Source organism: Streptomyces sp. NPDC048603 (genome assembly GCF_043199475.1).
Classification (GTDB): domain Bacteria; phylum Actinomycetota; class Actinomycetes; order Streptomycetales; family Streptomycetaceae; genus Streptomyces.
This window is the reverse complement of record NZ_JBICVY010000003.1, coordinates 91,840-115,750: the sequence shown is the minus strand read 5'-3', so window position 1 is coordinate 115,750 and position 23,911 is coordinate 91,840. Positions and strand designations below refer to the sequence as shown.

General features: G+C 72.6%; 22 protein-coding genes. 10 read left to right on the top strand and 12 right to left on the bottom strand.

Annotation, left to right across the window (positions count from 1 at the left end; all coding sequences use genetic code 11):
* Positions 1-73: 73 nt before the first annotated feature.
* Positions 74-727 (bottom strand): LytR C-terminal domain-containing protein, encoded by a 654-nt coding sequence (locus ACGFQ9_RS07095; protein WP_393572035.1) that lies wholly within the window; start codon positions 725-727, stop codon positions 74-76.
* A gap of 79 nt (positions 728-806) precedes the next feature.
* The gene (locus ACGFQ9_RS07090; protein WP_099173160.1) at positions 807-1,103 is read right to left on the bottom strand and encodes a type II toxin-antitoxin system VapB family antitoxin; all 297 of its coding nucleotides are present in this window, start codon (positions 1,101-1,103) and stop codon (positions 807-809) included.
* 88 nt (positions 1,104-1,191) lie between these two features.
* Here ACGFQ9_RS07090 and ACGFQ9_RS07085 point away from each other — a divergent pair, with 88 nt between their 5' ends.
* Entirely contained in the window at positions 1,192-2,805 is a 1,614-nt protein-coding gene (locus ACGFQ9_RS07085) for a helicase HerA-like domain-containing protein (RefSeq protein WP_393572033.1), read from the top strand.
* Between the two features lie 41 nt (positions 2,806-2,846).
* Here the strand turns inward: ACGFQ9_RS07085 and ACGFQ9_RS07080 are convergent, their stop codons facing one another.
* Together ACGFQ9_RS07080 and ACGFQ9_RS07075 are read right to left on the bottom strand one after the other, a co-directional pair.
* Entirely contained in the window at positions 2,847-3,323 is a 477-nt protein-coding gene (locus ACGFQ9_RS07080) for a cupin domain-containing protein (protein WP_393572031.1), read from the bottom strand.
* Between the two features lie 109 nt (positions 3,324-3,432).
* Positions 3,433-4,026 carry an HhH-GPD-type base excision DNA repair protein gene (locus ACGFQ9_RS07075; protein ID WP_393572029.1) on the bottom strand — a complete coding sequence of 198 codons (594 nt, stop codon included), beginning with the start codon at positions 4,024-4,026 and terminating at the stop codon, positions 3,433-3,435.
* 117 nt (positions 4,027-4,143) lie between these two features.
* On the opposite strand from ACGFQ9_RS07075, the gene ACGFQ9_RS07070 reads away from it, so the two are divergent.
* The 3 genes from ACGFQ9_RS07070 to ACGFQ9_RS07060 all read left to right on the top strand — a co-directional run bounded on the left by ACGFQ9_RS07070 (position 4,144) and on the right by ACGFQ9_RS07060 (position 6,440).
* Positions 4,144-4,965 (top strand): VOC family protein, encoded by an 822-nt coding sequence (locus ACGFQ9_RS07070; RefSeq protein ID WP_393572027.1) that lies wholly within the window; start codon positions 4,144-4,146, stop codon positions 4,963-4,965.
* Positions 4,966-5,076: 111 nt separating this feature from the next.
* A complete protein-coding gene (locus ACGFQ9_RS07065) occupies positions 5,077-5,856 on the top strand; it encodes a DUF4097 domain-containing protein (protein ID WP_393572025.1) in 780 nt (259 codons plus the stop codon).
* 164 nt (positions 5,857-6,020) lie between these two features.
* Positions 6,021-6,440: a molybdopterin-binding protein gene (locus tag ACGFQ9_RS07060; RefSeq protein ID WP_393572023.1), complete on the top strand. Its 420-nt coding sequence runs from the start codon at positions 6,021-6,023 to the stop codon at positions 6,438-6,440.
* 45 nt (positions 6,441-6,485) lie between these two features.
* Here the strand turns inward: ACGFQ9_RS07060 and ACGFQ9_RS07055 are convergent, their stop codons facing one another.
* From ACGFQ9_RS07055 to ACGFQ9_RS07045, 3 genes are all read right to left on the bottom strand, one after another.
* Complete coding sequence (locus tag ACGFQ9_RS07055; protein ID WP_393572021.1) at positions 6,486-6,920, bottom strand: molybdopterin-dependent oxidoreductase; 435 nt, start codon at positions 6,918-6,920, stop codon at positions 6,486-6,488.
* Between the two features lie 73 nt (positions 6,921-6,993).
* Positions 6,994-9,774, bottom strand: coding sequence for a molybdopterin-dependent oxidoreductase (locus ACGFQ9_RS07050; protein WP_393572019.1), 2,781 nt, complete (start codon positions 9,772-9,774; stop codon positions 6,994-6,996).
* Positions 9,771-10,598 carry an FAD binding domain-containing protein gene (locus tag ACGFQ9_RS07045; RefSeq protein ID WP_393572017.1) on the bottom strand — a complete coding sequence of 276 codons (828 nt, stop codon included), beginning with the start codon at positions 10,596-10,598 and terminating at the stop codon, positions 9,771-9,773. Before ACGFQ9_RS07045 ends, ACGFQ9_RS07050 begins: the two co-directional genes overlap by 4 nt.
* A gap of 237 nt (positions 10,599-10,835) precedes the next feature.
* Between ACGFQ9_RS07045 and ACGFQ9_RS07040 the strand changes: the two genes are divergently transcribed.
* Positions 10,836-12,311 (top strand): helix-turn-helix domain-containing protein, encoded by a 1,476-nt coding sequence (locus ACGFQ9_RS07040; RefSeq protein WP_393572015.1) that lies wholly within the window; start codon positions 10,836-10,838, stop codon positions 12,309-12,311.
* Positions 12,312-12,488: 177 nt separating this feature from the next.
* Positions 12,489-12,956, top strand: coding sequence for an SRPBCC domain-containing protein (locus ACGFQ9_RS07035; RefSeq protein ID WP_393572013.1), 468 nt, complete (start codon positions 12,489-12,491; stop codon positions 12,954-12,956).
* Between the two features lie 73 nt (positions 12,957-13,029).
* On the opposite strand, the gene ACGFQ9_RS07030 is transcribed toward ACGFQ9_RS07035, so the two are convergent.
* From ACGFQ9_RS07030 to ACGFQ9_RS07010, 5 genes are all read right to left on the bottom strand, one after another.
* A complete protein-coding gene (locus ACGFQ9_RS07030) occupies positions 13,030-13,797 on the bottom strand; it encodes a PP2C family protein-serine/threonine phosphatase (RefSeq protein WP_393572011.1) in 768 nt (255 codons plus the stop codon).
* 155 nt (positions 13,798-13,952) lie between these two features.
* Complete coding sequence (locus ACGFQ9_RS07025) at positions 13,953-15,248, bottom strand: aspartate kinase (RefSeq protein WP_393572009.1); 1,296 nt, start codon at positions 15,246-15,248, stop codon at positions 13,953-13,955.
* A complete protein-coding gene (locus ACGFQ9_RS07020; RefSeq protein WP_393572007.1) occupies positions 15,245-16,342 on the bottom strand; it encodes a DMT family transporter in 1,098 nt (365 codons plus the stop codon). The genes ACGFQ9_RS07025 and ACGFQ9_RS07020 overlap by 4 nt, the downstream gene beginning before the upstream one ends.
* On the bottom strand, positions 16,339-17,331 hold the full coding sequence (locus ACGFQ9_RS07015) for a transketolase family protein (RefSeq protein ID WP_393572005.1): 993 nt from the start codon (positions 17,329-17,331) through the stop codon (positions 16,339-16,341). Before ACGFQ9_RS07015 ends, ACGFQ9_RS07020 begins: the two co-directional genes overlap by 4 nt.
* On the bottom strand, positions 17,328-18,158 hold the full coding sequence (locus ACGFQ9_RS07010; RefSeq protein WP_393572003.1) for a transketolase: 831 nt from the start codon (positions 18,156-18,158) through the stop codon (positions 17,328-17,330). The genes ACGFQ9_RS07015 and ACGFQ9_RS07010 overlap by 4 nt, the downstream gene beginning before the upstream one ends.
* Positions 18,159-18,421: 263 nt before the next feature.
* Here ACGFQ9_RS07010 and ACGFQ9_RS07005 point away from each other — a divergent pair, with 263 nt between their 5' ends.
* The 4 genes from ACGFQ9_RS07005 to ACGFQ9_RS06990 are packed head-to-tail and all read left to right on the top strand — an operon-like array spanning position 18,422 to position 23,910.
* Positions 18,422-19,831: an ATP-grasp domain-containing protein gene (locus ACGFQ9_RS07005; RefSeq protein ID WP_393572001.1), complete on the top strand. Its 1,410-nt coding sequence runs from the start codon at positions 18,422-18,424 to the stop codon at positions 19,829-19,831.
* A complete protein-coding gene (locus tag ACGFQ9_RS07000) occupies positions 19,831-21,243 on the top strand; it encodes an MFS transporter (RefSeq protein ID WP_393571999.1) in 1,413 nt (470 codons plus the stop codon). The genes ACGFQ9_RS07005 and ACGFQ9_RS07000 overlap by 1 nt, the downstream gene beginning before the upstream one ends.
* Positions 21,244-21,290: 47 nt before the next feature.
* The gene (locus tag ACGFQ9_RS06995; protein ID WP_393571997.1) at positions 21,291-22,862 is read left to right on the top strand and encodes an argininosuccinate lyase; all 1,572 of its coding nucleotides are present in this window, start codon (positions 21,291-21,293) and stop codon (positions 22,860-22,862) included.
* On the top strand, positions 22,831-23,910 hold the full coding sequence (locus tag ACGFQ9_RS06990) for a kinase (protein WP_393571995.1): 1,080 nt from the start codon (positions 22,831-22,833) through the stop codon (positions 23,908-23,910). Before ACGFQ9_RS06995 ends, ACGFQ9_RS06990 begins: the two co-directional genes overlap by 32 nt.
* The last annotated feature ends 1 nt before the right edge of the window (position 23,911 follow it).

The window sequence follows — 23,911 nt, the reverse complement described above, 5'->3', positions numbered from 1 at the left end:
ACGCCGTCCGGCGCGGCCGGGTGGCCGCGCCGGGTGCTCGGTTCGGGTGCTCGGTCGGGTGCCGGGTCGGGTCTCAGCACTTCCCGGAGGGCGCGGGCGAGGGATGGGCCAGGGCGGTCAGTGCCTTGTCCGCGTTCTCCTTGGTGGCCAGCTCGGTGAAGCCGGTGCCCAGGATCAGGTCGATGTCCGCGGTCTCGCGGGTGTCGGTCTGCTGGGTGGTGCCGGCCAGCTGGGTGCCCAGCACCGAGTAGGCGGCCTTGTCGGTGCGGGACGAGCCGAGCAGTATCCCGGGCCCGGGCACCTTCTTGTCGAAGTCGGCGGGCGCGTTGCCGACCTTGCCGATGACGAAGCCGCGTTTCTTCAGCTCGTCGCCGACGGCCTTGGCCAGTCCCGCGCGGGGCGTGGCGTTGTACACGTTGACCGTGATCTGACCCGGCTGCGGGAGTGCCACGACGGGGGCCTTCGAGGCCGCGGCCGGCGCCGCCCGTCCGCCCTGCTTGCCCGAGGTGCCCTGGACGCAGTCCTTGCCGGCGGCGGTCTTCTTGCCGTCCCCGCCGAACACGCCGACGAGCTGGAGCGTCCCGTAGCCGAGCAGGCCCAGTGCCACGACGGCACCGAGGACGGCGAGCACGATCCGGCGGCGGCGCCGGGGACGGGACAGGCGGGGGTAAGCGGTTCCCGTTACGCGGTACTTTCCGCCCATGCCGGGGGGAGTGAGCATGCTCATGGGCGCAGCGTAGTGCGGCCCGGTGACGATGCCTACTAAATGATCTGCTGATAGTGCAGAGCAGACCCGAAAGGCGCAATCAGCCCAGTTCGAGTACCCGCGCGTGCAGTACCTGACGCTGTTGCAGGGCGGCGCGCACGGCCCGGTGCAGCCCGTCCTCCAGGTAGAGATCGCCCTGCCATTTCACGACGTGCGCGAAGAGGTCGCCGTAGAACGTCGAGTCCTCGGCGAGCAGCGTCTCAAGATCCAGTTGGCCCTTGGTGGTCACCAGCTGGTCGAGCCGGACCGGGCGCGGCGCGACGTCCGCCCACTGCCGGGTGGTTTCCCTGCCGTGGTCGGGGTACGGCCGCCCGTTTCCGATGCGCTTGAAGATCACACGGAAAGCCTACCGGTCCGGTGCCTGCGGGCGCAGCCTCGCGACGGTGATGCAAAGGTGTCAAACAGGGCTAATCCGGGAGTGAGATATGAGCGACAGCACCGCGCGGCCCGCGGCGACCGGGGCGGAGGCGATCGCCGCCGGGTACGCGTTCACCGGTCCGGCGCTCGACCTGGGAGCCCTCCTCTGGGACGGTGCCTGCCTGCCGGAACACCAGGTCCGGGTGCCGCTGTCGATGCTGAACCGGCACGGGCTGGTCGCCGGCGCCACGGGCACCGGCAAGACCAAGACCCTCCAGCTGATCGCCGAGCAGCTCTCCGCGCACGGCGTGCCGGTGTTCCTCGCGGACATGAAGGGCGACGTGTCGGGGATCTCGGTGCCGGGCGTGCCCGGCGAGAAGATCGCCGAACGGGCCCGGGAGGTGGCCCAGGAGTGGGAGCCCGCCGGATGTCCGGCCGAGTTCTACGCACTGGGCGGTATCGGTCCGGGAATTCCGGTGCGGGCCACGGTCACAAGTTTTGGACCCGTTCTCCTGTCGAAAGTGCTGGAGCTCAACCAGACCCAGGAGCAGTCGCTCGGACTGATTTTCCACTATGCCGATTCCAAGGGTCTGGAACTGATCGATCTGAAGGATCTCCGGGCGGTGGTCGCATTCCTGGTCTCGGACCGTGGAAAGGCGGAACTGAAGGGGATCGGCGGGCTCTCCACGGCGACCGCGGGCGTGATTCTCCGGGCCCTCACCGCATTCGAGCAGCAGGGAGCCGCGGAGTTCTTCGGCGAGCCGGAATTCGACACCGGTGAATTCCTGCGGACCGCCCCGGACGGGCGCGGGGTGGTGTCCGTTCTGGAGCTGCCGGCGGTCCAGGACAGGCCGCAGCTGTTCTCCACCTTCCTGATGTGGCTGCTGGCCGACCTCTTCCACGACCTTCCGGAGGCCGGTGACCTGGACCGGCCGAAGCTGGTCTTCTTCCTGGACGAGGCGCACCTGCTGTTCGGCGGCGCGTCGAAGGCGTTCCTGGAGGCCCTGACCCGGACCGTGCGACTGATCCGCTCGAAGGGGGTGGGGGTCTTCTTCGTGACGCAGACGCCCAAGGACGTGCCCGCGGACGTGCTGGCGCAGCTCGGCAGCTGGGTGCAGCACGCGCTGCGGGCCTTCACCCCGGACGACGCGAAGGCGCTGCGGGCCGCCGTGCGCACGTTCCCCGATTCGGAGTACGACCTGGAGGAGCTGCTCACCCGGCTGGGGACGGGCGAGGCCGTGGTCACCGTACTGAGCGAGAACGGTGCCCCGACCCCGCCGGCCGCCACCAGGCTGCGGGCCCCGCGGTCGCTCATGGGTCCGGCCGACGCGGCCGGGCTGGAGAGGGCGGTGAATTCCTCGCCGCTCCGGTCCCGGTACGCGGAGCCGGTCGACCGGGAGTCGGCCTACGAGCGGATCAGCGCCGAGCAGGCGGCCGCGGAGGCCGGTGCGGAGGCCGCGGCGGCCGCCGCGGAGGCGGAGAAGCGGGCGCGGGCCGAGGCACGGGCGGAGGCGAAGGCGGCGCCGGGGAGTGCGCCGAAGCGCACGCCGGAGCCGGAGCCCTCACTGGCCGAACAGGTGATGGGGAGCGGCCTGTTCCGCTCCCTGGCGCGGTCGATCGGCACGCAGCTGGGCCGGGAGATCTCCCGCTCGGTCTTCGGCACGGCCCGGCGGCGCCGCTGAACGGACCGGCGGGTCCGGGCGGAGCGGCGGGTCCGGGTGGCTCAGCGGGTGCGGGAGCTCCACACGGCGCTCTCCGCATAGTGGTTGTCGTACACCGGGGAGGAGTCCTTGATGTCCTGCACGGTGGCCTCGCCGGCGTTGACCCGGCCCAGCAGGCGGTAGTAGTCGAAGCGCTCCATGCCCGGGGTGAAGCCGACCAGCACCTGGGCGGTGGAGCCGGCGGCGGGCGCGAAGGCGTGCTTGGTGCCGGGCGGGACGGCGAGGAAGTCGCCCTTGCCCAGCGTGACGATCTCGTCGTCGACGAGCACGTCGAGGCTGCCGTCGGTGACGAAGAAGAACTCGGTGGCCCGGGTGTGGAAGTGGACCGGCGCGCCGGCCGCTCCCTCCTCGAACTCGGCGGTGTTGCAGGTCAGACCGGGCTGGTCGGCGAGCAGGGTGATCAGGCTGCCGGGGGCGTCGGAGATCTTCTCGGCCGTGGCGTCCCGGGTCAGGAGGGGCGAGGTCTGCGTCGTGTCCATGCCTTAAAAGTAGATCATGGTGTGACTGGTCGGCAGGTGCATTGGGCGCACGGTTTTCCCGGTCAATCGGGGCTCGGTGCGGGCTGGGCGCGGCGCGGGCGCGCGCAGCTCACCCCTTCCCGGTCTTCGCCGCCTTCGCCGCCGCCTTCGCCTCCTGCTTGTACGCGCGGACCTTCGCCAGGGACTCCGGGCCGGTGATGTCCGCCGCCGAGCGGTAGACCCCCGCCTGCCCGTAGCCGCCCGCGGCCTCGCGCCAGCCCTTGGGGCGGACGCCCAGCTGCTTGCCCAGCAGGGCCAGGAAGATCCGGGCCTTCTGCTCGCCGAAGCCGGGCAGGTCCTTCAGCCGGCCGAGCAGCTCGTCCCCGGTCTTCGCGTCCGACCAGATCGCCGCGGCGTCGCCGCCGTAGTGCTCGACCAGGTACGCGCACAGCTGCTGGATCCGCTTCGCCATCGACCCCGGGTAGCGGTGCACGGCCGGCTTCCGCGACAGCAGCGCGGCGAACTCCTCCGGGTCGGAGGCCGCGATCACGTGCGCGTCCAGGTCGTCGCTGTCCATCCGCTGCGCGATCGTCCACGGCCCCGAGAACGCCCACTCCATCGGTACCTGCTGGTCCAGCAGCATGCCCACCAGCGCGGCGAGGGGGCTGCGGCCCAGCAGCTCGTCGGCCTCCGGCTGCTGCGCGAGCCTCATGGTGATGTCCATGCCTCCAGCCTGCCCCGCGGCCCGCCTCCGCGCGCGGTTGTCAGACCCCCGGCCTAGCGTGTCTACCGAGCGGACTGTGCTACCCGAGCGGACACACGCGACAGGAGTGGATCCACCATGACTGACTTCCCCGAAGGCGCGCCCTGCTGGGCCGACGCGATGTTCAAGGACGTCGAGGGCGCGAAGCGCTTCTACGGCGAGGTGCTCGGCTGGACCTTCGGGGACGCGTCCAGTGAGTACGGGAATTACACGCAGGCGTACGCGGACGGCAAGGCCGTGGCGGCCGTGGTGCCGCCCATGCCGGGCGGGGAGGACATGCCCTCGGCCTGGTGTCTGTACTTCGCCACGGCCGACGCCGCCGCCACCGCCGGGAGGATCAGGGCGGCGGGCGGCAATCTGCTGATGGAGCCGATGCAGGTCGGCGAGTTCGGCACCATGCTGCTCGCCCAGGAGCCCAGCGGCGCGGTGTTCGGCTGCTGGCAGCCCGGGCAGCACAAGGGCTTCGAGAAGATGGGGGAGAACGGCGCCTACGCCTGGGCCGAGGTGTTCACCCGGGACCCCGGCAAGGCCGACGAGTTCCTCAAGGCGGTCTTCCCCTACTCCGCGCAGCGGATGGAGCCGGGCGATGACCCGGCGGCGGCCGGCATGGACTTCAAGGTGTTCAGCCTGCCGGGCCATGAGCAGCCCGTGCTGGGGCGGATGAGGATGGGAGAGGAGTTCCCGCCGGAGGTCCCGTCCTACATCCAGCTCTACTTCACCGTTCCCGACTGCGACGCGGCGGTGAAGAAGGCCAAGGACCTCGGCGGCGCCCTGCACTTCGGGCCGATGGACAGCCCGTTCGGCCGGTTCGCCGCGCTGACCGACCCCCAGGGCGCGGCGTTCGCGGTCATCGACATGTCCACCACGTCCGGGGAGATGCCTCGGCTGAGCGACGAGTGACACGGTGAGCGGCGGACCCGGCGGGGCGCGCCGGGCCGGGGGTTAACCCCCGCCCCGGTCCGGTGGACGGCACCATCGGCGGCGCGCGGCCGGGACGGCACGATCGTCGGTATGACTGCTGATCGCACCTCCCGCCCCCGTCCGGCCGTGGCCGCCACCGCCGTGGGCGCCGCCCTCGCCGTCGCTGCCGGGCTGCTGCTCAGCAGTGGCTGCTCGCTGACCGGGGACCGGAAGACCGCCATCGTCGAAGCGGAGGTCACCGACTCCGTCACGGTGGTGGACCTGCGGGACACCGGGTCCGGGGACATCAACGTCACGACCGGGGAAGGCCCGGGGGTCGCCGTGCACCGCACCATCCGCTACCGGGGCGGTGAGGTGCCCACCACCGGCCAGCAGGTCAGCGGCGGGGTGCTGACGTTCGGCGACGGCGACTGCGGCGACGACTGCTCCATCGACTACGAGCTCAAGGTCCCGGCCTCGGCGACGGTGAAGCTGCGCAGCAGCAGCGGGGACATCCGCGTGACCGGGGTCGCGGCGGCCGACCTGCACGCCGACTCGGGCGACGTCCGCGCGGACCGGATCGCGGGCGCGCTGAAGATACGCACCTCCTCGGGGGACGTCACCGGCACGGCCCTGGCCGGGCCCACCGCCGACGCGGAGTCCTCCTCGGGAGACGCACGCCTGGAGTTCGAGGCGGCGCCCCGCTCGGTCTCGGCGAAGACCTCCTCCGGCGATGTCACCGTACGCCTGCCGGGAGGCCCCTACCGGGTGGAGACCAAGACCGATTCCGGGGATCGTGACATCTCCGTGCCCACCGACCCGGCCGCGGAGGCGAGCCTCACGGTGAAGACCTCCTCCGGAGACCTCCGGATCGGGCCGCGCGAGGCCTGATCACCACGTGATGTGGATCATGAGGTGCAGGAGCGGGCCGGAAGGGTGGTTCCGGTTGGCGGATGCCACGGCCTCGACGCGCCGTGACGAACTTCGGCCTAGCGTCGCTCATGTGACGTCCCGCCGGACGGCACACCGTATCCACACGCGAGGTTGAACGAACCATGAGCCTGAGCATCCGCAACCAGATCGCCGGCACCGTCACGTCCGTCGCCACCGGCGAGGCCATGGCCGCGGTCAAGGTCCGTCTGGAGGGCGGCCAGGACATCACCGCCGCCATCACCGCGGACGCCGTCAAGGACCTGGGCATCGCCGCGGGGTCCTCGGTGAAGGCCCTGGTCAAGGCCACCGAGGTGGCCCTGGCCACCGGCCCGGTCGACGGCATCTCCATCCGCAACCAGATCAACGGCACGGTCGTCGACGTGGCCGTCGGCCCTGCCATGGCCTCCGTCAAGGTCGACGTGGACGGCGGGGCGCTGACCGCCGCGGTGACCGCCGACGCCGTCGAGGCGCTCGGCCTGACGTCCGGCGCCCCGGTCGTCGCGCTGATCAAGTCGACCGAGATCTCCCTGGCCACCGTCTGACCCCCGGAGCCCGGCTCCCGGGGCCCGGCCCTCGGGTCCTGACCCTCAGGTCCTGTCCATCGCGCCGAACCACACGTGCGTGACCGCGCTGACGTAGCGGGCTCCGCACCGGTCCGAAGGGACCACCAGCTGGGCACCCGCCTCGTCGAGGTCCTCCCCGTCGAGGCGGGTCGCCAGCAGCACCGGATTGTCGGCGAACTCCTCGTCCACCTCGGCCCACGCGAGCACGGTGTGGTGGCCGTCGCCCCCGTTCACCGTGAGCAGGAAGCGTGAACGTTCCTTCCGCCTGCCCGCGTCGAAGCCCGGTCCCGCGTCCGCGACCACCTGACGGAGCAGCGCGCCCTCGAACACGTGGTGCTGCGGGCCGTTCGTCGCGCAGTCGAACGTGACCTCGGCGCGGTGCTGCGGCCAGGACCGCAGGTCCTCGACGGTGAGCTTCGCCGGGTGGTCCAAGTCCCCGTGCAACATGAGTTCGGCCATGGCCGAGTCATGCCCGGAACTCGACTTCCGAATCCTCATCTGCCAGGTTGGGAGCTTCCTACAGCTGGCAGCTTCAGGGCTGATTCCCGTTCTGGCCCTGCATCTTCTGCCACACCATGTCGCGCAGCAGGGGCATCTCCGTGAACCGGACCCCCGTCGCGTCACGCAGCGCGTTGGCGAAGGCCGGCCCCACCGGGTTGAAGGGGCTCTCGCTCATCGACTTGGCGCCCAGCGGGCCGATCGAGTCCGAGGTCTCCGTGAACGTGACCTCGGTGCGCGGCATGTCCGCGTACTGCGGCAGCCGGTAGCGGCGGAACGCCGCCGTCGTCACCTCGCCGCGCTCGTCGATCCGCACGGTCTCGAAGAGCGTCGCGCCCAGCGCCTGTGCCACACCCCCCTCCACCTGGCCGAGGCACTGCATCGGGTTCATCACCTTGCCCGCGTCCGCCGAGTGCACGCTGCGCAGGATCTTCATCTCGCCGGTGCCGGGGTCCACGGCCAGCCGGAACCACTGGGCGTTGAAGGCCACCGACCGCGGGGTGCCGCCGAAGTGGCCCTCGCAGCTGATCTCGCTCGCCTTCCCCTCCGCGTGGGCCGCCTCGTACAGCTCCTTGAGGGTGACCGTCCGGCCCGCGCAGTCGAAGGACTCGGGGCCGAGCACGCACAGGTGCCGGGCGACGCCCGTGTGCTCGGAGGCGAAGGTCTTCATGCGCTCGGCGAGGGAGGTCGCGGCGAGCAGCACCGCCTTGCCCGCCACCACGGTCCCGGCCGAGCCGAAGGCGCCCGTGTCGTGCCGGACCACGTCGGTGTCGGCCTGGCGGACGGTCAGCCGGTCCGCGGTGGTGTTCAGCGCGTCCCCGGCGAGCTGCTTGTGGACGGTGGTGGTGCCGTTGCCGAACTCGGCGGTGCCGACCGCGATGTCGTACGTGCCGTCCGGGAGCAGGGTGATGGTGGCGTCGGCGTAGTGGCCGCGGGGCGGGCTCGTGGCGATCATCGACACGGCGGTGCCCTGGCCGGTCACCCAGCCCGGCGGCACCTTCTCGTGGCTGGTGTCCTCGGCGATCGCCCTGCGCACGACGGCCAGGCATTCGGCGAGTCCGTAGCTGGCGATGAACAGGTCGTCGTCGTGGCCGATCGGCGTGTGCATGTGGTCGAGCGGGCCGATGATGTTCTTCTCGCGGAACTCCAGCGGGTCCATGCCCAGCCGCCGCGCCACCTCGTCCATCGCCGACTCCAGGGCGAAGGTGGTCTGGCCCAGCCCGTAGCCGCGGAAGGCGCCCGAGGGGACGACGTTGGTGTAGACGGAGTACGCCTCGACCTTCTTGTGCGGGGCGTTGTAGATGACGAAGGACTCGCCGGCGCTGTGGAACATCACGCCCGGGCCGTGGTTGCCGTACGCGCCGGTGTTGGACACGATGCGCATGGAGATGGCGGTGAGCCTGCCGTCGGCGCGGGCGCCCAGCTTGATCCGGACGGTGAACGGGTGCCGGGTGCTGGCGCCGTAGAACTGCTCGGCGCGGGTGAACTCCAGCTTCACCGGACGGTGCAGCCTCATCGCGGCCAGGACCACGATGTCCTCGGCGAACATCTCCTGCTTGCCGCCGAAGCCGCCGCCGACCCGGCCCGCGACCACCCGGACGTCGTCCTCGCCGACCCCGAACAGCGCGCACAGGGCCCGCCGGGTCAGGAACGGGGTCTGGGTGGAGGAACGGACGGTGATCCGCTCGCCGGTGCCGTCCTCCTTCGGTTCGAAGTACGCGACGCAGCCGTGGGTTTCGAGGCTGGCGTGCTGGACGCGCTGGGTCCGGTAGGTCTCCTCGTAGACCACCGCGGCCTCGGCGAAGCCCTCCTCCACATCGCCGATCTCGCCGTGCACCTCGCCGGCCACGTTGTTCTCGACGCGGGCGATGCGCGCCTCGGGTCCCTTGCCCGCGTGGATGACCGGCGCGCCCGGGGCCATGGCCTTCTCCGGGTCGATCACGTAGGGGAGTTCCTCGTAGGTGACCCGGATCCGGCGGCAGCCCTCCTCCGCGGCGCCCTCGCTGTCGGCGACGACGGCGGCCACGCGCTGCCCGACGAACCGGACGACGTCGTCCAGCAGACGGGTGTCGTCGGGGTCCTCATGGGGGTGCTCGTGGCGGGCGCTGGAGTAGAGCACGTCCGGGACGTCCTCGTGGGTGAACACCGCGTGCACCCCGGGCACGGCCAGCGCCTCGGAGGTGTCGATCGCGGTGATCCGGGCGTGCGGGTGCGGGGAACGCAGCAGCTTCATGTGCAGCATCCCGGGCACGTCGATGTCGAAGGTGTAGCGCGCGGTGCCGGTGACCACCTGGGGTGCGGCGGGCGCGCCGAGGTTGCGGCCGACGGCCTTGCCCGCCTCGGGCTCCTCGATGTGCTTCACGCCGCGGACGGCGTCCTCGATGGCGCGGTAGCCGGTGCAGCGGCAGATGTTGCCCTTGAAGGCCCGGGGCAGGTCGTCGAGCTTGCCGTCGTCGTGGGCGGTGCCCTTCTCGGCCTCCAGGGCGGCGGTGGTCATCACGAACCCGTTGGTGCAGAAGCCGCACTGGAAGCCCTGCGCCTCCAGGAACTTGCGCTGCACCGGGTGGAGCTCGCCGTCGGGGTGGGCCAGGCCCTCCAGGGTGGTGACGCGGCGGCCCTCGGCGCGGACGGCCGGGTAGAGGCAGGAGTGCACCGGCTGCCCGTCCACGTGGACCGTGCAGGCGCCGCAGTCGCCCTGGTCGCAGCCCTTCTTCACGCCGAACCAGCCGCGTTCGCGCAGGTAGGTGCGCAGGCACTGGCCGGGCCGCGGCCGGTTCTCGAACCGCTGCTTGTTGATCTCGATCTCGTAGCTCATCGGGAAGCCTTCTCCAGCGTGAGTTCGGCGCGGATCTCCTCCGCCTGGCGCAGGGCCATGTGGCGCCGCCAGGCGGGCAGCCCGTGGATGTCGTCGAACCACTCGTCGGGGCGGACGGTGCCGTCGATCGCCGCCCGCAGCTCGGCGGCGGTCGGCCACAGGGCGAACCAGAAGCGGAAGGGGCGTGTCGTGGCGGCCGAGACGGTCAGGGCGAAGGAGCCGTCCTGGGGGTCGGCCGTGCCGATGATCAGTGAGGCGGAGCGGCCCAGCCCGTAGAGGGAGGCCTGCCGGAAGGCGGTCCGGCACTCCAGCGAGCGGGCCGGGATGCGCACCGAGCGCAGCAGGTCGCCCTCGCGCAGGTCCTTGACGCCCGCGCCCCGGATGAAGTCGGTGACGGGCAGCCGGCGGGTGGCCCCGTCCTGGCCCTGGAGGAGGACCGTGCCGTCGAGGCCGGCGGCGAGGGAGATGACCGGCCCGGCGGGCAGGCCGTTGCAGAGGTTGCCGCCGACGGTCGCCATGTTCCAGATCTTGAAGCTGGCGAGGAAGGCCCGGCAGCACTGCTCGATGAGCGGCGCGGCGGGCTTCGGCAGGGTCCGGCCGAACCGGGACAGCTCGGTGATGGTGCAGGTGGCGGCGATGTCGAGGGAGCCGTCGGGCATCCAGGTCAGCGGCTCCCAGCCCATCCGGGAGAGGTCGACGAGGCGGCGGATGTGCGTCTGCGGCTCGGAGAAGAGGTAGGTGCCGCCGCCGAGGTAGGCGTCGCCGGGGCGCCAGGGCTCGCGGCGGCGCCCGTCGCGCACATCGAGCACGGTGTTGAGATCCATTTTCCGCCACTTCCCTTCGCCGGTAGTCCACTGGTGGCGCAAACCTTCTGGCCAGTGAAGCAACGGGTCCGGGGTGGGGACGACTGTTCCGGGACACGGAAAAAGGCGGACCTGCCGGGCATGTCTTTGGTGGATCAACCAAGAGCCTATCTGGGTGAAACACCTTGCATTTACGATGGCTATTCACGTATTCGCCTGGCGTATGTGGGTCACCGCCCACCGCAAGGAGTCCCTGCCATGCACGTCCTCGATCTGCTCCAGTCCGACAACCTCGGCCTCAGCCTGCTCTGGGGCGACCCGAACCTTCTCGGCCAGGAGGTCAGCGGGGTCACCGCCACCGATCTGGAGGACCCCGGGCGCTTCCTGGAGCCCGGGGAGCTCGTGCTCAGCGGCCTGGTGTGGTGGGCTCCGGACGAGCCGTCCCGTACCGAGCGGTTCGTCGCCGCTCTCTCGGCCGCCGGGGCCACCGCCCTGCTGGCGGGTGAGGAGACCCACGGCGGGGTACCGGAGGACCTGGTGGCCACCTGCCGCGCCCACCGGGTCCCGCTGGTCGCGGTCCCCGCCCGCACCAGCTTCCGGGCGGTCACCGAGACCGTGTACCTGCGGCGGTGGGGCGACCTCAGCCGCCGTCCCACCCGGCTGTTCGCCCTTCCCGAGAACGTGCGCAACGAGCTGAGCGGACTGCTGGAGCGGGGAGCCGCGCCGGCCGAGCTGCTGGACCGGGCCTGCGCGCACCTGGGGCGGCTGTCCTGTTACCTGCTGACCGCGAGCGGCCGCACGGTCGCCCGTACGCCGTCCGCCCCGCCGATCCCGGCCCGGCAGGCCGCCGACCCGGCCCGGCTGGGCGGCATCTCGCTGCGCGTCGGCGCGGGCGGGTCGCCGTACGACGCCTGGATCCTGCACGTGCCCGACCCGGACTCGGCTCCGCCGCGGGTGCTGCACGAGATCGCCGAGGTGTTCGCCCAGTACCGGGACGGACAGGCCGGCCGGGAGGCCGCGGCCCGGCAGACGGGGGAGGAACTCCGGATCCTGGTGGAAGCGGGGGCCGCGGCGGAGCCGGGGGTGCTGGAGGAGGCCCTGCAGGCGGCCGGGCTGCCGGCCCGGGGGCCCTACCTGGTGCTGGCGGCGAACTCGGGGGCGGCGCTCGCCGAGGCGGTGGCGCACCTGGACGTGGCCCGCGTGGTCGGGGAGACGGCGGCGGTGCTCCACGTGGGGCCCGGGACACCGGGCGCGGCCGACGCGGCCGACGGCGCCGATGTACCGGCCCGGCTGCGTGCGGTCTGGCCGCTGCTGCAGGCCTGCCGCCCCGAGGCCGGGATCCGGCTGGGCGTGGGAGCGCCGGCGGCCGGGCCCGAAGACCTGCGGGCCGCGCTGCGCCAGGCCCGGTTCGCACTGACCGCGGCCGACGGGCAGGAGCCCGTACGCACCGTGGAGGACCTGGAGACGCTCTCCACGCTGCTGGCGGGGGTGCCGCCGGAGGTCCGGGAGGTGTTCCGCGGGCGCACGCTCGGGCTGCTGGGGGACGGGATGCTGCGGGAGACGCTGGAGGTGTTCCTGGCGAACAACTGCTCCTGGACGCGCACGGCGGAAGCCATGCACCTGCACGTGAACACGGTGCACTACCGGATCGAGCGGGTGGAGGCGCTCACCGGCCGGGACCTCTCACGGCTGGACCACAAGCTGGACCTGTACGCGGCACTGCGCTGCGCCTGAGCCGACCGGCCGCGCGTGTTTCACGCGCGTCGCGTGCCCGCCGGGCCCGGCCCCATGCCTCGCCCGCGTCGGCGACGGCCTCGGTCGGCCGTCCGGGGCAACCGGCGTGCGCACCCGGACGGCCGACGGTACGTATGGAGGTTCCGAGCCGTCGGCCCGACCGGAGGACGCACGACCATGGGAAGACTGTCCTGCCGTTACGTCAGCTACCTCGCCGGCACGCCCGACCAGGTCTGGTACGCGCTGACCGACGCCGACCTGACCGCCGCCTACTGGGGCCACAGCAACGTCTCCGACTGGCGGCCCGGCTCCCCGTGGGAGCACCGGCGCACGGACGGCTCGGGCATCGCCGACGTCGTCGGCACCGTGCTGGAGAGCGTGCCGCCCACCCGTCTGGTCTCCACCTGGGCGCTGCCCGGGGACGAGGCCGGTGCCGCGGACGCGTCCCGGGTGACCTTCGGCATCGAGGCGTGGGAGGACCTCGTCCGGCTCACCGTCACCCACGAGAACCTGTCCGACGAGGCAGAGGTCGCGGAGGCCGAGGCGGGCTGGGCGGCCGTGGTGTGCAATCTGAAGACCCTGATCGAGACGGGCCGCACGCTGCCGCAGCAGCCGTGGCTGTTCCCCGAGGCATCGGCCGGATGAGGCCGACTCGACGAGGTCTGCTCGTTGGGGTCTGCTCGATGGGGTCTGCTCGATGAGGCCGACTGGACGAGGCTCACTCCCCCACGCTGAGCACGATGAGCGTGATGTTGTCGGGAGCGCCGGCCTCGATGGCGGCCCGCCACAGTTCGAACGCCGCCCGGCCGTCGTCCTCCGCGCCGAGCAGCAGCCGGTCGAGCTGCTCGTCCGTGACCGTGTCGGTGAGCCCGTCGGTGCAGATCAGGCACCGGTGGCCGACGGCCAGCGGCATACCCGTCAGATGCGGGGTGACCTGCTGGAACTCCAGGCTGCCGCCAAGAGTCTGGGTGACGATCGACGTGGTCCGCTGGCCCGGCCGGAGGGCCGGGCTGTCGTCGACGCTGACCTGCCGCAGCCCGTCCCGGCCGGTCTCGTAGACCCTGCTGTCGCCCACGTTGAAGGTGAGCAGCGAGTCGGCGAGCACCACGACCCCGGCGACGGTGGTGCCCATCGTCAGCAGCGCCGGGTCCCCGTCGGCCGCCGCGTACACGGCCTCGTTGCAGGCCTCCAGCGCCCGCCGGACGGTGTCCTCGCCGTCCAGGGACGGGCCCAGGATGGAGAGGTTGCGGACCACGAGAGCGCTCGCCACCTCCCCTGCGGGCTGCCCGCCGAGTCCGTCGGCGACGGCGACGCACAGCGGGGTCCCGCGGCGGAACACCAGGGTCTGCGGGTTCTCGGTGACGGTCCCGCACAGCGTCCATGGCCCGATGACCAGGCTGTCCTCGTTGTGCTCACGTACCAGCCCGGCATGGCTCAGAGCGGTCACTGCCACGTACGACGCCACCGGATCACCTCGCCCCACCATTGTCCCGCCTGGGCCGGCCTCTCCGCGCAGCGGCGTGCCCGCAGGGCTGATCACCGGTGCGCCTGCGCGAGCCGTCAGGGTCCGGCCGTACGCACCACACAAGGCCCCGGCGGGAGTCCCCGCCGGGGCCTTCGCGGTGCCCGCGGTACCGGCCGTCAGACGGCCACGGCGTGACCCGCCAGGGCCTGGCCGGGGGTTTCGGCGGGGCGGTCCAGCCGGAATTCGCGGTGCAGCAGGCCCACGGCGCGGCCGCAGTGCGCCTTGGGCAGGGTGAAGGAGGTGCGGACCTGCGAGGTGGACACCGAGTACGCCTCGATGCCCGCCCGCCCCAGGGCGGCCAGCATGCGGCCCGTGGTCTCCGGCTTGCTGAGCAGGCCCGCGCCGACCAGGGAGATCTTGGCCACCGGCTCGTGGACGTCGGCCTCGCAGCCGAGTCCGGCGAGGACCTCCCGGACCGCGTCCAGGTGGGACCGGGCCACGGTGAAGTCCCAGCCGTAGCCGATGTCCCGGTCGCCGACCCGGGACACCAGGTCCACGGAGACGGAGGCCTCGGCGAGCGCGGCGAACAGCTCCGTGCCCCGGTGGGCCAGGGTGCCCGGACGGATCACCACGCGGGCGACGTCCGTGTCGTGGGCGATCCCGGTGACGGGCTGGGCGTCCTCGAGCATTTCTTCTCCAGTTTCATCGGATACGACGGTGGTGCCGGGCTCTTCTGAGAACGCGGAGCGCACATGGATGCTGACGCCCGCCCGGGCGGCGAGCTCGACCGACCTCGGGTGCAGCACGCGCGCCCCGGAGTAGGCCATCTCGGCCATGACGGTGCTGCCGACCCTGTCCAGCAGGCGGGCGTCGGCGGCGATCCGCGGGTCGGCGTTGTAGATGCCGTCCACGTCGGTGTAGATCTCGCAGACCTCGGCGCCCAGTGCGGCCGCGAGGGCGACGGCGGAGGTGTCGGAGCCGCCCCGGCCGAGGGTGACCACGTCGCCCGTGGCGCCCACCGCCTGGAAGCCGGTGACGACGGCGACCGTGCCGCCGCGGAGCACCTCCCGCAGCCGGGACCCCTCGACCTCGGAGATCCGTCCGTCACCGTGCTGCCCGGAGGCGACGATGCCGGCCTGCGCTCCCGTCAGCGAGACCGCGGGAACTCCCGCTTCCTTCAGGGCGATCGCGAGGAGGGCCGCCGAGACGATCTCGCCGGTGGACAGCAGCTGGTCCATCTCCCGGGCCGCCGGTGCCGCGGACGCCGACTGCGCGTCGGCCACCAGCTCGTCGGTGGTGGCACCGCGCGCGGAGACCACCACGACGACCGGGTGGCCCTCCCGGTGCACGGCGGCCACGCGCTCGGCCACGGCGCGCATCCGCTCGGGTGTGGTGCCCATCGAGGTGCCGCCGAACTTCAGGACGCGGATGGTCTGCGCCGTCGCGGGGACGGACGCCACGGGGCTCTTCACCGGACTCCTTCGGGTGTGCTCGGGGCGGTCGGGACGGTCGGTGTGCTCGGGACGGTCGGGCCGGCTGCGGCGGCCGGGCCGGCCGAGGGGGCAGAGCCGGCCGAGGGGGCCGGGCCGGCGGAGGCGGTGGAGGCGGTCACAGGGGCGGTCCCGGCGGACGCGGGGCGGGGCGACCGGCCGCTGCCCGCCGCGGCGACCAGGACGCCGGCCAGCAGGACCGCGACCCCGCCGAGCTGCTCCGCGGACGGGCTCTCGCCGAAGACCGCCGCCCCGAGCGCCACCGCGCCGACGGGCTGGACCAGCAGCAGGGTGCTGGTCAGTGCGGCGGGCAGGGCCGGCAGCGACCGGGAGATCAGCAGCCAGCCGACCACCTGGGAGGAGAGGGCAAGCACGAGCAGCCAGCCCAGCGAGGCCCAGGGCACGTCGAGCCGTACGTCGCCGACGGCGAAGGAGAGCACCGCCGCCCCGACGGCCGCGCCGAGCGTCGCCTCGTAGAGCGGGGCGATGGTGCCCACCTCGGCGCTCTTGCCCGTGCTCAGTCCGGAGGCGCGCAGGATGAGGATGTAGCCGGCGTAGGCGAGGGAGGTGCCGACGCCGAAGAGCACGCCCAGCCCAGGGCTGTCGCCGTACGTCCCGCTGCCGAACACCCCGCCGATGAGCACCACGCCCGCCAGCATCAGCGGCAGCGCGACCAGCAGGGAGCGGGCCGGGCGCTCGCCGAGCACGGTCCAGGCGATCAGCGCGACGAACACCACCTGCAGGTTGCCCAGGACGGTGGCCAGACCGGAGCCCACGGCGTTGATCGTGTGGCTCCACAGCACCAGGTCGCAGGCGAGCGCCACCCCGGCGAGCCGGGCCAGCCGGCGCGCCCTGGCCGACAGCCGGATGCGCCCGGCCCGCTTCCGGTCGAGGACCATCAGGGCCCACAGCACCGGCACCGCGAAGGCACAGCGGTAGAACGCCGCCATGCCCGCGGTGGTGTCGGCGAGCCGGACGAAGGTCGCGGACGCGGCGATGAAGCCGGCACCGGCGAGCACGTCGAGCGTGGGCCGTCCGCCGGCCGGTGATCCGGCCGGGCGCGGTTCGGCGTTCACCGCTCCAGCACTTCCCGTGCCCGGGCGACCGCGTTGGCCGCGTTGATCCCGGCGTGCCGCAGCAGGTACTGCTCGCCGCCGACGAGGTCGTAGTGGACGTCGGGCACTCCGATGCGGCGCACCGGCGGACCGCCGACCTCGGCGACGACCTCGCAGACCGCACTGCCCAGGCCGCCCACGGCGCGGTGGTCCTCGATGGTCACCACCACCTCGGCCACCTCGATCGCGTCCAGGACCGCCGCCCGGTCGAGCGGCTTGACCGTGTGCATGTTGAGGTGTCCGGCGGTCACGCCCTGGGCGGCGAGTTCCCGGGCGGCCTCGGCGGCCACCAGGTTCGGGTAGGGGCCGGTGGCGACGAACACCACCCGGCCGGGTTCCCGCAGCACCCGCGCCCGGCCGAGGACGAACTCGCCGCGCTCCCCGTAGAGCGTCGGCGTGGCCAGCCGCCCCAGCCGCAGGTAGGCGGGGCCGGGGTCGCGCGCCACGGCGACGGTGGCCTGGGCGGCCTCCCAGGCGTCGCCCGGCACGACCACGGTCATGTTGGGCAGCATCCGGGTCGCGCCGATGTCCTCCAGCGAGTGGTGCGTCGGGCCGTAGTGGCCGGAGGCGAGGCCCGCGTGCGTTCCGACGATCTTGACCGGCAGGTTGGCGCCGGCCACGTCGATCTTGATCTGTTCGTAGGCGCGGGCGATGACGAACGGGCTCATGCCGTTGGCGAACACCGGGCGCGCGGCCACGGTCAGGCCGGCGGCGACGCCGATCATGTTCTGCTCGGCGATGCCCACCTCCACGTACTGGCGGGGCAGTTCCGCCGCGAAGTGGTCCTCGTAGTCCATGTCGGTGGCCACGCAGGCCAGGTCCGGGTTCTCCCGGCCCAGGGCGAGTAGCATCATCACGTAGGCGTCGCGGCCCTGGATGGTGGACCGGTTCTCCCACACGTGGTCCAGCACCTCGGCGACGGTACGGCGGGCGGCGAGTGTGGTGCTCATGCCAATTCACTCTCCAGGGCCTCGAGGGCCAGTCGCTGTGCCTCGGGCTTGAGGGTGGCCGAGTGGCTCTGCTTGGTGTCCTGCAGGCCGGGGACGCCGCGGCCCTTGACGGTGCGGGCGATCACCACGGTGGGCCGGCCCGGCTCGGCGGGGGTGCCCAGCGCGCGCCGGATCTGGCCGTGGTCGTGGCCGTCGACGGTGAGCACGCGCCAGCCGAAGCTCGCCCACTTGTCGGTCAGGGGCTCCAGCGACATCGTGTCCTCGGTCCGGCCGCTGATCTGCCAGAGGTTGCGGTCCACGATCGCGAACAGGTTGTCGGTCCCGAGGTGGGCCGCGGCCATGGCCGCCTCCCAGTTGGAGCCCTCCTGGAGCTCCCCGTCGCCGAGGATCACGTAGGCCCGGTTGTCGTAGCCGTAACGCTGTCCGGCCAGGGCGATGCCCAGCCCCAGCGAGAGTCCGTGCCCCAGCGCTCCGGTGGAGAAGTGCACGCCGGGCAGCCGCTTCATCGGGTGGCCGCCCAGCCTGCCGCCCTCCTCGGCGTACGTCGCGCACTCCGCCTCCGGGATGACCCCGGTGGACGCCAGCGCCGCGTAGAGGCCGGCGGAGGCCTGCCCCTTGCTCAGGACCAGGTAGTCGCGGTCGCCGGAGGGCCCGTCGCCGGCCGGGTCCCGGAGCACCTCGCCGTAGAGCACGGCCAGCAGGTCGGCGATCGACATGCTGCCGCCGATGTGGACGCCGTTGGGCGAACCGCTCATCTCGATGACCTTGCGCCGGATCTCCACGGCGAGTCCTGCGGCCACATCGTGCGGTGGCGCCTGTGTCAGCATGCTTGATCCTTCCGAAGCCCCGAAGCCGTCTGGTTCCCACGATCAGCTGATCGATATAACAAACCAAGCGCGCTGTTTTGTCAACGGGGATTCTAAGGTTTGAGGCCCCTTTCGCCCGCAATTCCCCCTGCAAGCGCGCAATTCAGGCAGTGGATCTTCGCCGTGATCGAGGGTTGACAAAACCAGGTGGTTGGTTTTCTATGCCTGTGGCTGGTGCCGCCAGCCGTTGATCACCGCCAATCAGGCAGGGATGCGAGGACCTGATGAGCAAGCAGTCCGAAGGCGTGCGATCCGAGCTGTGGAACGACCCCCGTGAGGTGGTGCGCAAGGCCGCCGGGCGCGAGGTGGGCGTGCTGGTCGACGCCTACGGCACCGGGAACCACCTGCCGGCCGCCTTCGGCCGACACGGCATCGAGGTCATCCACGTCCAGAGCTCGCCCGAGCCGATAGCCCGGATGCAGCCGTGGGACCGGTCGAGCTATCTCGACTGGCTGGTGTACGACCCCGACGGCAGCACCGAGAGCGCCCTCAAGGAGCTCCGCCCGCGGTTCGTCCTCCCCGGCCAGGAGCCCGGCGTACGGCTCGCCGACCGGCTCAGCGAGGCCCTGGGCGTCCGTACCAACGGCACGGAGTACTCCGCCGCCCGCCGTGACAAGTACCGGATGATCGAGGCCGTCTCCGCGGCCGGCCTGCGCACCGCCGCCCAGCTGGCCACCGACGACGCCGAGCGGGCCGTCGCCTGGGCCGAGCGCCACGGCCACTGGCCGTGCGTGGCCAAACCGCTCTCCTCCGCGTCCACCGACGGCGTGTTCATCTGCCGGGACGCCGACGACCTGCGCGCCGCCTTCCCGGACATCCTGGGCAGCAGCACCGTCTTCAACGGCGCCAACACCGAGGTCCTGGTCCAGAGCTTCCTCCAGGGCACCGAGTACATCGTCGACACCGTGAGCGTCGACGGCCACCCCTTCGTCTGCGGCGTCTGGCAGTACGAGAAGCAGCTGCTCGCCAACGGCAAGCCGATCTACAACCGCGACATCCTGCTGGCGCCGGACGACCCGGCGGCGGTCGTGCTGATGGACTACATCCGCTCCGTGCTCGACGCCCTGCGCATCCACAACGGCCCCGCCCACTCCGAGGTGATCATCACCGAGGACGGCCCCGCCCTCGTGGAGGTCGGCGCCCGGGTCAACGGCCACCTGCACCCCGCCTTCCACGACCGGGCCATCGGCGCGAACAGCGCCGACCTCACGGCCCTGGCGTACGCCCGCCCCGAGCGCTTCCTCGCCGGCTACGGCGACGGCGTGTACACCAAGCGCCAGCCCGCGGTCGTCTACAACGCGCCGACCGAGCTCGCGGGCGAGGTGATCTCGGTCAACGAGAAGCTGGTCGCGGAGATCCGCGCCCTCCCCTCGGTGGTGGACCTCATGGTCAAGCGCAAGGCCGGTGACGTCATCGTGCCCACCCACGACCTGCTCACCAGCCCGCTGCGGGTCTTCCTGACCGCCCCGGACCAGGCCACCGTCGACGCCGACTACCGCTTCATCGAGTCCGTCCGCGAATCGCTCTTCGAGGTCCGGCCCCTGGGCTCAACCACCGCCGCCCCGGACGGGGTTGCGGCCGCCGCGGGCGGGCGGGCGTCCGGCGGCCCCCGGGTCGCCTGCGGAGTCGTGTGATGTCCGGGACAGGACGACTCCCCGCCCACAAACCCGGGTTACGGGCGAACATCGCCGGACTGCGGCCGATCGCCGGCCTGCTCGCGACGGTGGCCCTGTCGCGCAGCGCCGTCGTGCTCTACCCCTTCTACGCGGTCTACCTCGCGAGCGAACGGCACGGCCTGAGCACCGAGTTGATCGGCCTGATCGTCGGCACGTTCGGCGTCGGCGCACTCCTCGCGGGTGTCGCCAGCGGAGCCCTCGCCGGCCGGTTCGGCGAACAGCGCCTCGCCGTCGCCGGCCTGGCCGGCGTGGCCGCGATCGTCGTGGTCATCGCGTTCACCACCCCCCTGTGGCTGCTCGTGCCGCTGACCGCGCTCTGGGGCTTCTGCTACGAGCTGGTCAACCCCATCGCGTACACGCTCACGGCCCGCGTGATGCCCGAGGAGCAGCGGCGGTTCGCCTTCTCGGCGGTCCGCCTCGCCATCAACCTGGGCATGGGCATCGGCCCGCTGCTCGCCGCGATCCTGTTCGAGATCAGCCCCGCCCTGCTGCCCTGGGGCACCGCCGTCGGCTACCTCGCCTCGGCGTTCATCCTGGCGCGTGTCCCCATCGCCGCGGGCCGGGCGCAGGACGACACCGATGCCGGGGAGGCCGCCGGAGAGGAGGGCGCACCGGGCCGGCCGGAGGCGCGCTTCTGGAGCTTCCTCGCCGTCACCACCCCGATCCACCTCGCCTACGCCCTGCCCTCCACCGTGGCCAGCGTGTACGTGATCCACACGCTGGACCGGCCGGCCGGCTGGGTCAGCGCGATCTTCGCGGTGAACGGCTTCATGGTGATCACCTGCGAGATCGCCCTCAACCACGCGATGCTCGGCATCACCCGCCGCACCAGCCTGCTCATCGGCTACGCCTGTGCCGTCCTCGGCTTCGTCCTGATGGGATTCGGGACGTACGCGACCTGGCTGCTGCTCCTGGCCACCGCCGTGTGGACGCTCGGCGAGATGATCGTCTATCCGGTGATGCCCGACCACATCAGCGCCATCAGCCCGGGCCGGCTCAAGGCCCGCAACATGGGCTTCTACACGGCGCACTTCAACCTGGGCGTGGTGATCGCACCGCTGGTCTTCCTGCCGCTGGTCCAGGCCCTCGGCCCGGTCCCGTCGTGGTCGCTCGTCGGCGGCGTGCTGCTGGCCGGCCTCGCGGCCACCGCGGCGATCAGCAACTCGCCCCGGATCTGGGGCGCGGACAAGCCCGCCGGAGCCGACACGTGCGCCGGAGCCGGCAAGCCCGCCGGAGCAGACAAGCCCGCGGCCGCGGACGAGCCCGCCCCGGCCCGCGCACCGGCGCCGGCCCCCACCCCGGACGGGGCCCCGGCCGCCGCCCCGGTCCTGGCCACCGCCGCACCCGTCCCGGTGCCGGCGGAGCCGTAGGCGGGGCGGAACCGCAGTCCTGTCCACGCGAGAGAAACGGATTCCAGGTGCACCCTGACCCCGACACCGGCGGGAGCCCCGCGCTCCCGCTGAGCGGACGCATCGGCAGCGGGCCGAGCGATCTGCTGCGGGACGAGATCCTCGACCCGCAGTTCCGCCACGAGGCGGACCACCTCCTCCCGCACTACATAGCCATCGAGCGGGCCCTGGTCGCCGAGTACCTCCGGATGGGCCTCGTCACGGACGGCCAGGCGGCCGAACTCGACGGGCTGCTCGGCTCGGTGACCCGCGAGGAGCTGCTGGCGGGACGGCAGGCGAACATGTCGGACATCGCCTTCGCCCTGGAGCGCCACGTCGAGACACGGCTCGCCGCCCCCGTGCCGGCCTGGCACGTGGACCGGAGCCGCAACGACCTCCAGGCCTGCGCCCAGCTGATGTTCGGCCGGCGTCGGCTGGCCGGCGCGGCGGCCGTCCTGCTGGCCTTCGGACGTGCCGCGCACCGCCTCGCCGGCCGGTACGCCGACGACCCCATGCCCGGCTACACGCACCTGCAGGCCGCGCAGATCATCTCGCCCGGCTTCTACCTCGCGGCCCTGTCCGAGCAGGTGCTCCACACCGCCCGGCGGCTGCTCGCCACGTACGACGGCATCGACGCCTGCCCGCTCGGCGCGGGCGCCATGGCCGGCCAGGAACTGCCCTGGGACCGGGACCGGCTGGCCCGCCTGCTCGGCTTCCGGGCGGTGCAGCCGCTCGCCCTGACCTCGGTGGCGTACCGGGGCTGGACCCTGGAGATCACCGCCGAGTTCGGCGTCTTCGGCGTGGCCCTCAGCCGCTTCACCACCGACCTGATGGCCTGGGGCGGCAGCGCGTACGGCTACCTCGACCTGCCGGACGAACTCTCCGGGATCTCCTCGGCGATGCCCCAGAAGAAGAACTTCCCCGTGCTCGAACGGATCCGCGGCCGGTCCGCGCACCTGGCCTCGTCCCACCTGGACACGGTCCTCGGACAGCGCAACACCGCCTTCTCCAACTCGGTCGAGGTCTCCAAGGAGGCGGGAGCCCAGCTCTCCCAGGCCTTCGACACCTTCGAGAGCGTGCTGCGGCTCGCCACGACGGTCCTCGACCACGTGCGGTTCGACACCCGGCGCATGGCCGAGGCGTGCGAGCGGGAGTTCCTCGGCGGGTTCGCCCTGGCCAACGCCCTCACCCTGCGCGAGGGTGTGCCCTGGCGCCGGGCCCAGGTGATCGCGGGCCGGTACATCGTCGCCGCGATGGAGGCCGGCCTCGCACCCGCCGACACGGATCCGGCGCTGCTCGCGCGGGCGGCGGCGGAGCTCGGCTCCGAACTGGCGGCACCCGAAGCGGTCCTGGCCGGCGTCTTCGACGTACGGCGCGCCCTGACCGCCCCGGAGTCCGACGGATCGACCCGGCCGGAGGCGGTCGAGGCCGTCCTGCGCGCCCAGGCGGAGGAATACGGCCGGCTCGACGGGGAGTGGGCCGACCGCACCCGGGCCGCCCGCGGCGGAGCAGCAGGACACGGCGGAGCAGCAGGACACGGCGGAGCAGCAGAGGGAGGAGAGCGGGAGCATGTCAGCGCAGCCGTACACGCAGGATCTTGACGGGCCGGCCGGCACCACGGACACGGAGTCGCCGGCCACCGGCGGTGAAGGTGCGTCGCGCAGCGGCTGTGCCGGAGTCGGCAGGGCCTTCGGCACCTTCGGAGAGCTCCTCCAGGGCGTTCTCCCCGGCACCGGCGAGCACTTCATGGTGACCTCACCGGTCGCGGCCTGGTCCACGGCGACCTTCGCCTGGGAGCCGGACGCGGGCACCGTCCAGGTGGCCCCCGCCCACAAGCGCAAGGCCGCCCGGCTGGCCCAGCGCGCGCTCCGCGCCGCGGGCCGCCCCGGCGGCGGCCAGCTCCGCATCGGCAGCGAGCTGCCCGAGGGCAAGGGCATGGCCAGCTCCTCGGCGGACCTCGTGGCCACCGCCCGGGCCGTCGCCGACGCCATCGGCACCCGGTTCACCCCGGCCGACATCGAGAACCTGCTGCGGGACATCGAGCCGACCGATGGCGTCATGTACGACGAGATCGTCGCGTTCAGCCACCGCGAGGTCCGACTCCGCGAACGCCTGGGCACCGTCCCCGCCATGACCGTCATCGCGTACGACGAGGGCGGAACGGTCGACACCATCAGCTACAACCACGCCGCCGGGACGCGCACCGAGGCCGAGACCCACGAGTACGCGCGGCTGCTCGACCAGGCGCGCGAAGCGATCCGCGACTCCGACCTGCACTCCCTGGGCAGGGTCGCCACCCGCAGCGCCGAGCTGAACGCCCGGCACAACCCGCGCCCCTCCCTGCCCGCGCTGCGGCGCATCTGCCGGGACATCGACGGGCTGGGCATCGCCTGCGCCCACAGCGGCACCATGCTCGGCATCCTGCTGCCCCACGACGACCCCGACACCGCGCTCAAGGCCGACCTGGCGCTCGGCGCGTGCGCCTCGCTGCCGGGCACCACGATGGTCTACCGCTCGCTCGGCCACCGCGACGACTGGTCGTACGGCGGCCTGCGGTCCCCCGAGGGTGCGGGCTCCGCCGGGGACCTCCGGCCGCTCCGGCCGTTCCGCCCGTTCGCCCCCGGGTACGCCCCGGCCACCACCGCCTGAG

Excerpts from the sequence above, each read along its gene's own strand:
- ACGFQ9_RS07095 (WP_393572035.1), bottom strand. The coding sequence starts at position 727 with ATGAGCATGCTCACTCCCCCCGGCATGGGCGGAAAGTACCGCGTAACG.
- ACGFQ9_RS07085 (WP_393572033.1), top strand. The coding sequence starts at position 1,192 with ATGAGCGACAGCACCGCGCGGCCCGCGGCGACCGGGGCGGAGGCGATC.
- ACGFQ9_RS07080 (WP_393572031.1), bottom strand. The coding sequence starts at position 3,323 with ATGGACACGACGCAGACCTCGCCCCTCCTGACCCGGGACGCCACGGCC.
- ACGFQ9_RS07075 (WP_393572029.1), bottom strand. The coding sequence starts at position 4,026 with ATGGACATCACCATGAGGCTCGCGCAGCAGCCGGAGGCCGACGAGCTG.
- ACGFQ9_RS07070 (WP_393572027.1), top strand. The coding sequence starts at position 4,144 with ATGACTGACTTCCCCGAAGGCGCGCCCTGCTGGGCCGACGCGATGTTC.
- ACGFQ9_RS07065 (WP_393572025.1), top strand. The coding sequence starts at position 5,077 with ATGACTGCTGATCGCACCTCCCGCCCCCGTCCGGCCGTGGCCGCCACC.
- ACGFQ9_RS07060 (WP_393572023.1), top strand. The coding sequence starts at position 6,021 with ATGAGCCTGAGCATCCGCAACCAGATCGCCGGCACCGTCACGTCCGTC.
- ACGFQ9_RS07055 (WP_393572021.1), bottom strand. The coding sequence starts at position 6,920 with ATGGCCGAACTCATGTTGCACGGGGACTTGGACCACCCGGCGAAGCTC.
- ACGFQ9_RS07050 (WP_393572019.1), bottom strand. The coding sequence starts at position 9,774 with ATGAGCTACGAGATCGAGATCAACAAGCAGCGGTTCGAGAACCGGCCG.
- ACGFQ9_RS07045 (WP_393572017.1), bottom strand. The coding sequence starts at position 10,598 with ATGGATCTCAACACCGTGCTCGATGTGCGCGACGGGCGCCGCCGCGAG.
- ACGFQ9_RS07040 (WP_393572015.1), top strand. The coding sequence starts at position 10,836 with ATGCACGTCCTCGATCTGCTCCAGTCCGACAACCTCGGCCTCAGCCTG.
- ACGFQ9_RS07035 (WP_393572013.1), top strand. The coding sequence starts at position 12,489 with ATGGGAAGACTGTCCTGCCGTTACGTCAGCTACCTCGCCGGCACGCCC.
- ACGFQ9_RS07030 (WP_393572011.1), bottom strand. The coding sequence starts at position 13,797 with ATGGTGGGGCGAGGTGATCCGGTGGCGTCGTACGTGGCAGTGACCGCT.
- ACGFQ9_RS07015 (WP_393572005.1), bottom strand. The coding sequence starts at position 17,331 with ATGAGCACCACACTCGCCGCCCGCCGTACCGTCGCCGAGGTGCTGGAC.
- ACGFQ9_RS07010 (WP_393572003.1), bottom strand. The coding sequence starts at position 18,158 with ATGCTGACACAGGCGCCACCGCACGATGTGGCCGCAGGACTCGCCGTG.
- ACGFQ9_RS07005 (WP_393572001.1), top strand. The coding sequence starts at position 18,422 with ATGAGCAAGCAGTCCGAAGGCGTGCGATCCGAGCTGTGGAACGACCCC.
- ACGFQ9_RS07000 (WP_393571999.1), top strand. The coding sequence starts at position 19,831 with ATGTCCGGGACAGGACGACTCCCCGCCCACAAACCCGGGTTACGGGCG.
- ACGFQ9_RS06990 (WP_393571995.1), top strand. The coding sequence starts at position 22,831 with ATGTCAGCGCAGCCGTACACGCAGGATCTTGACGGGCCGGCCGGCACC.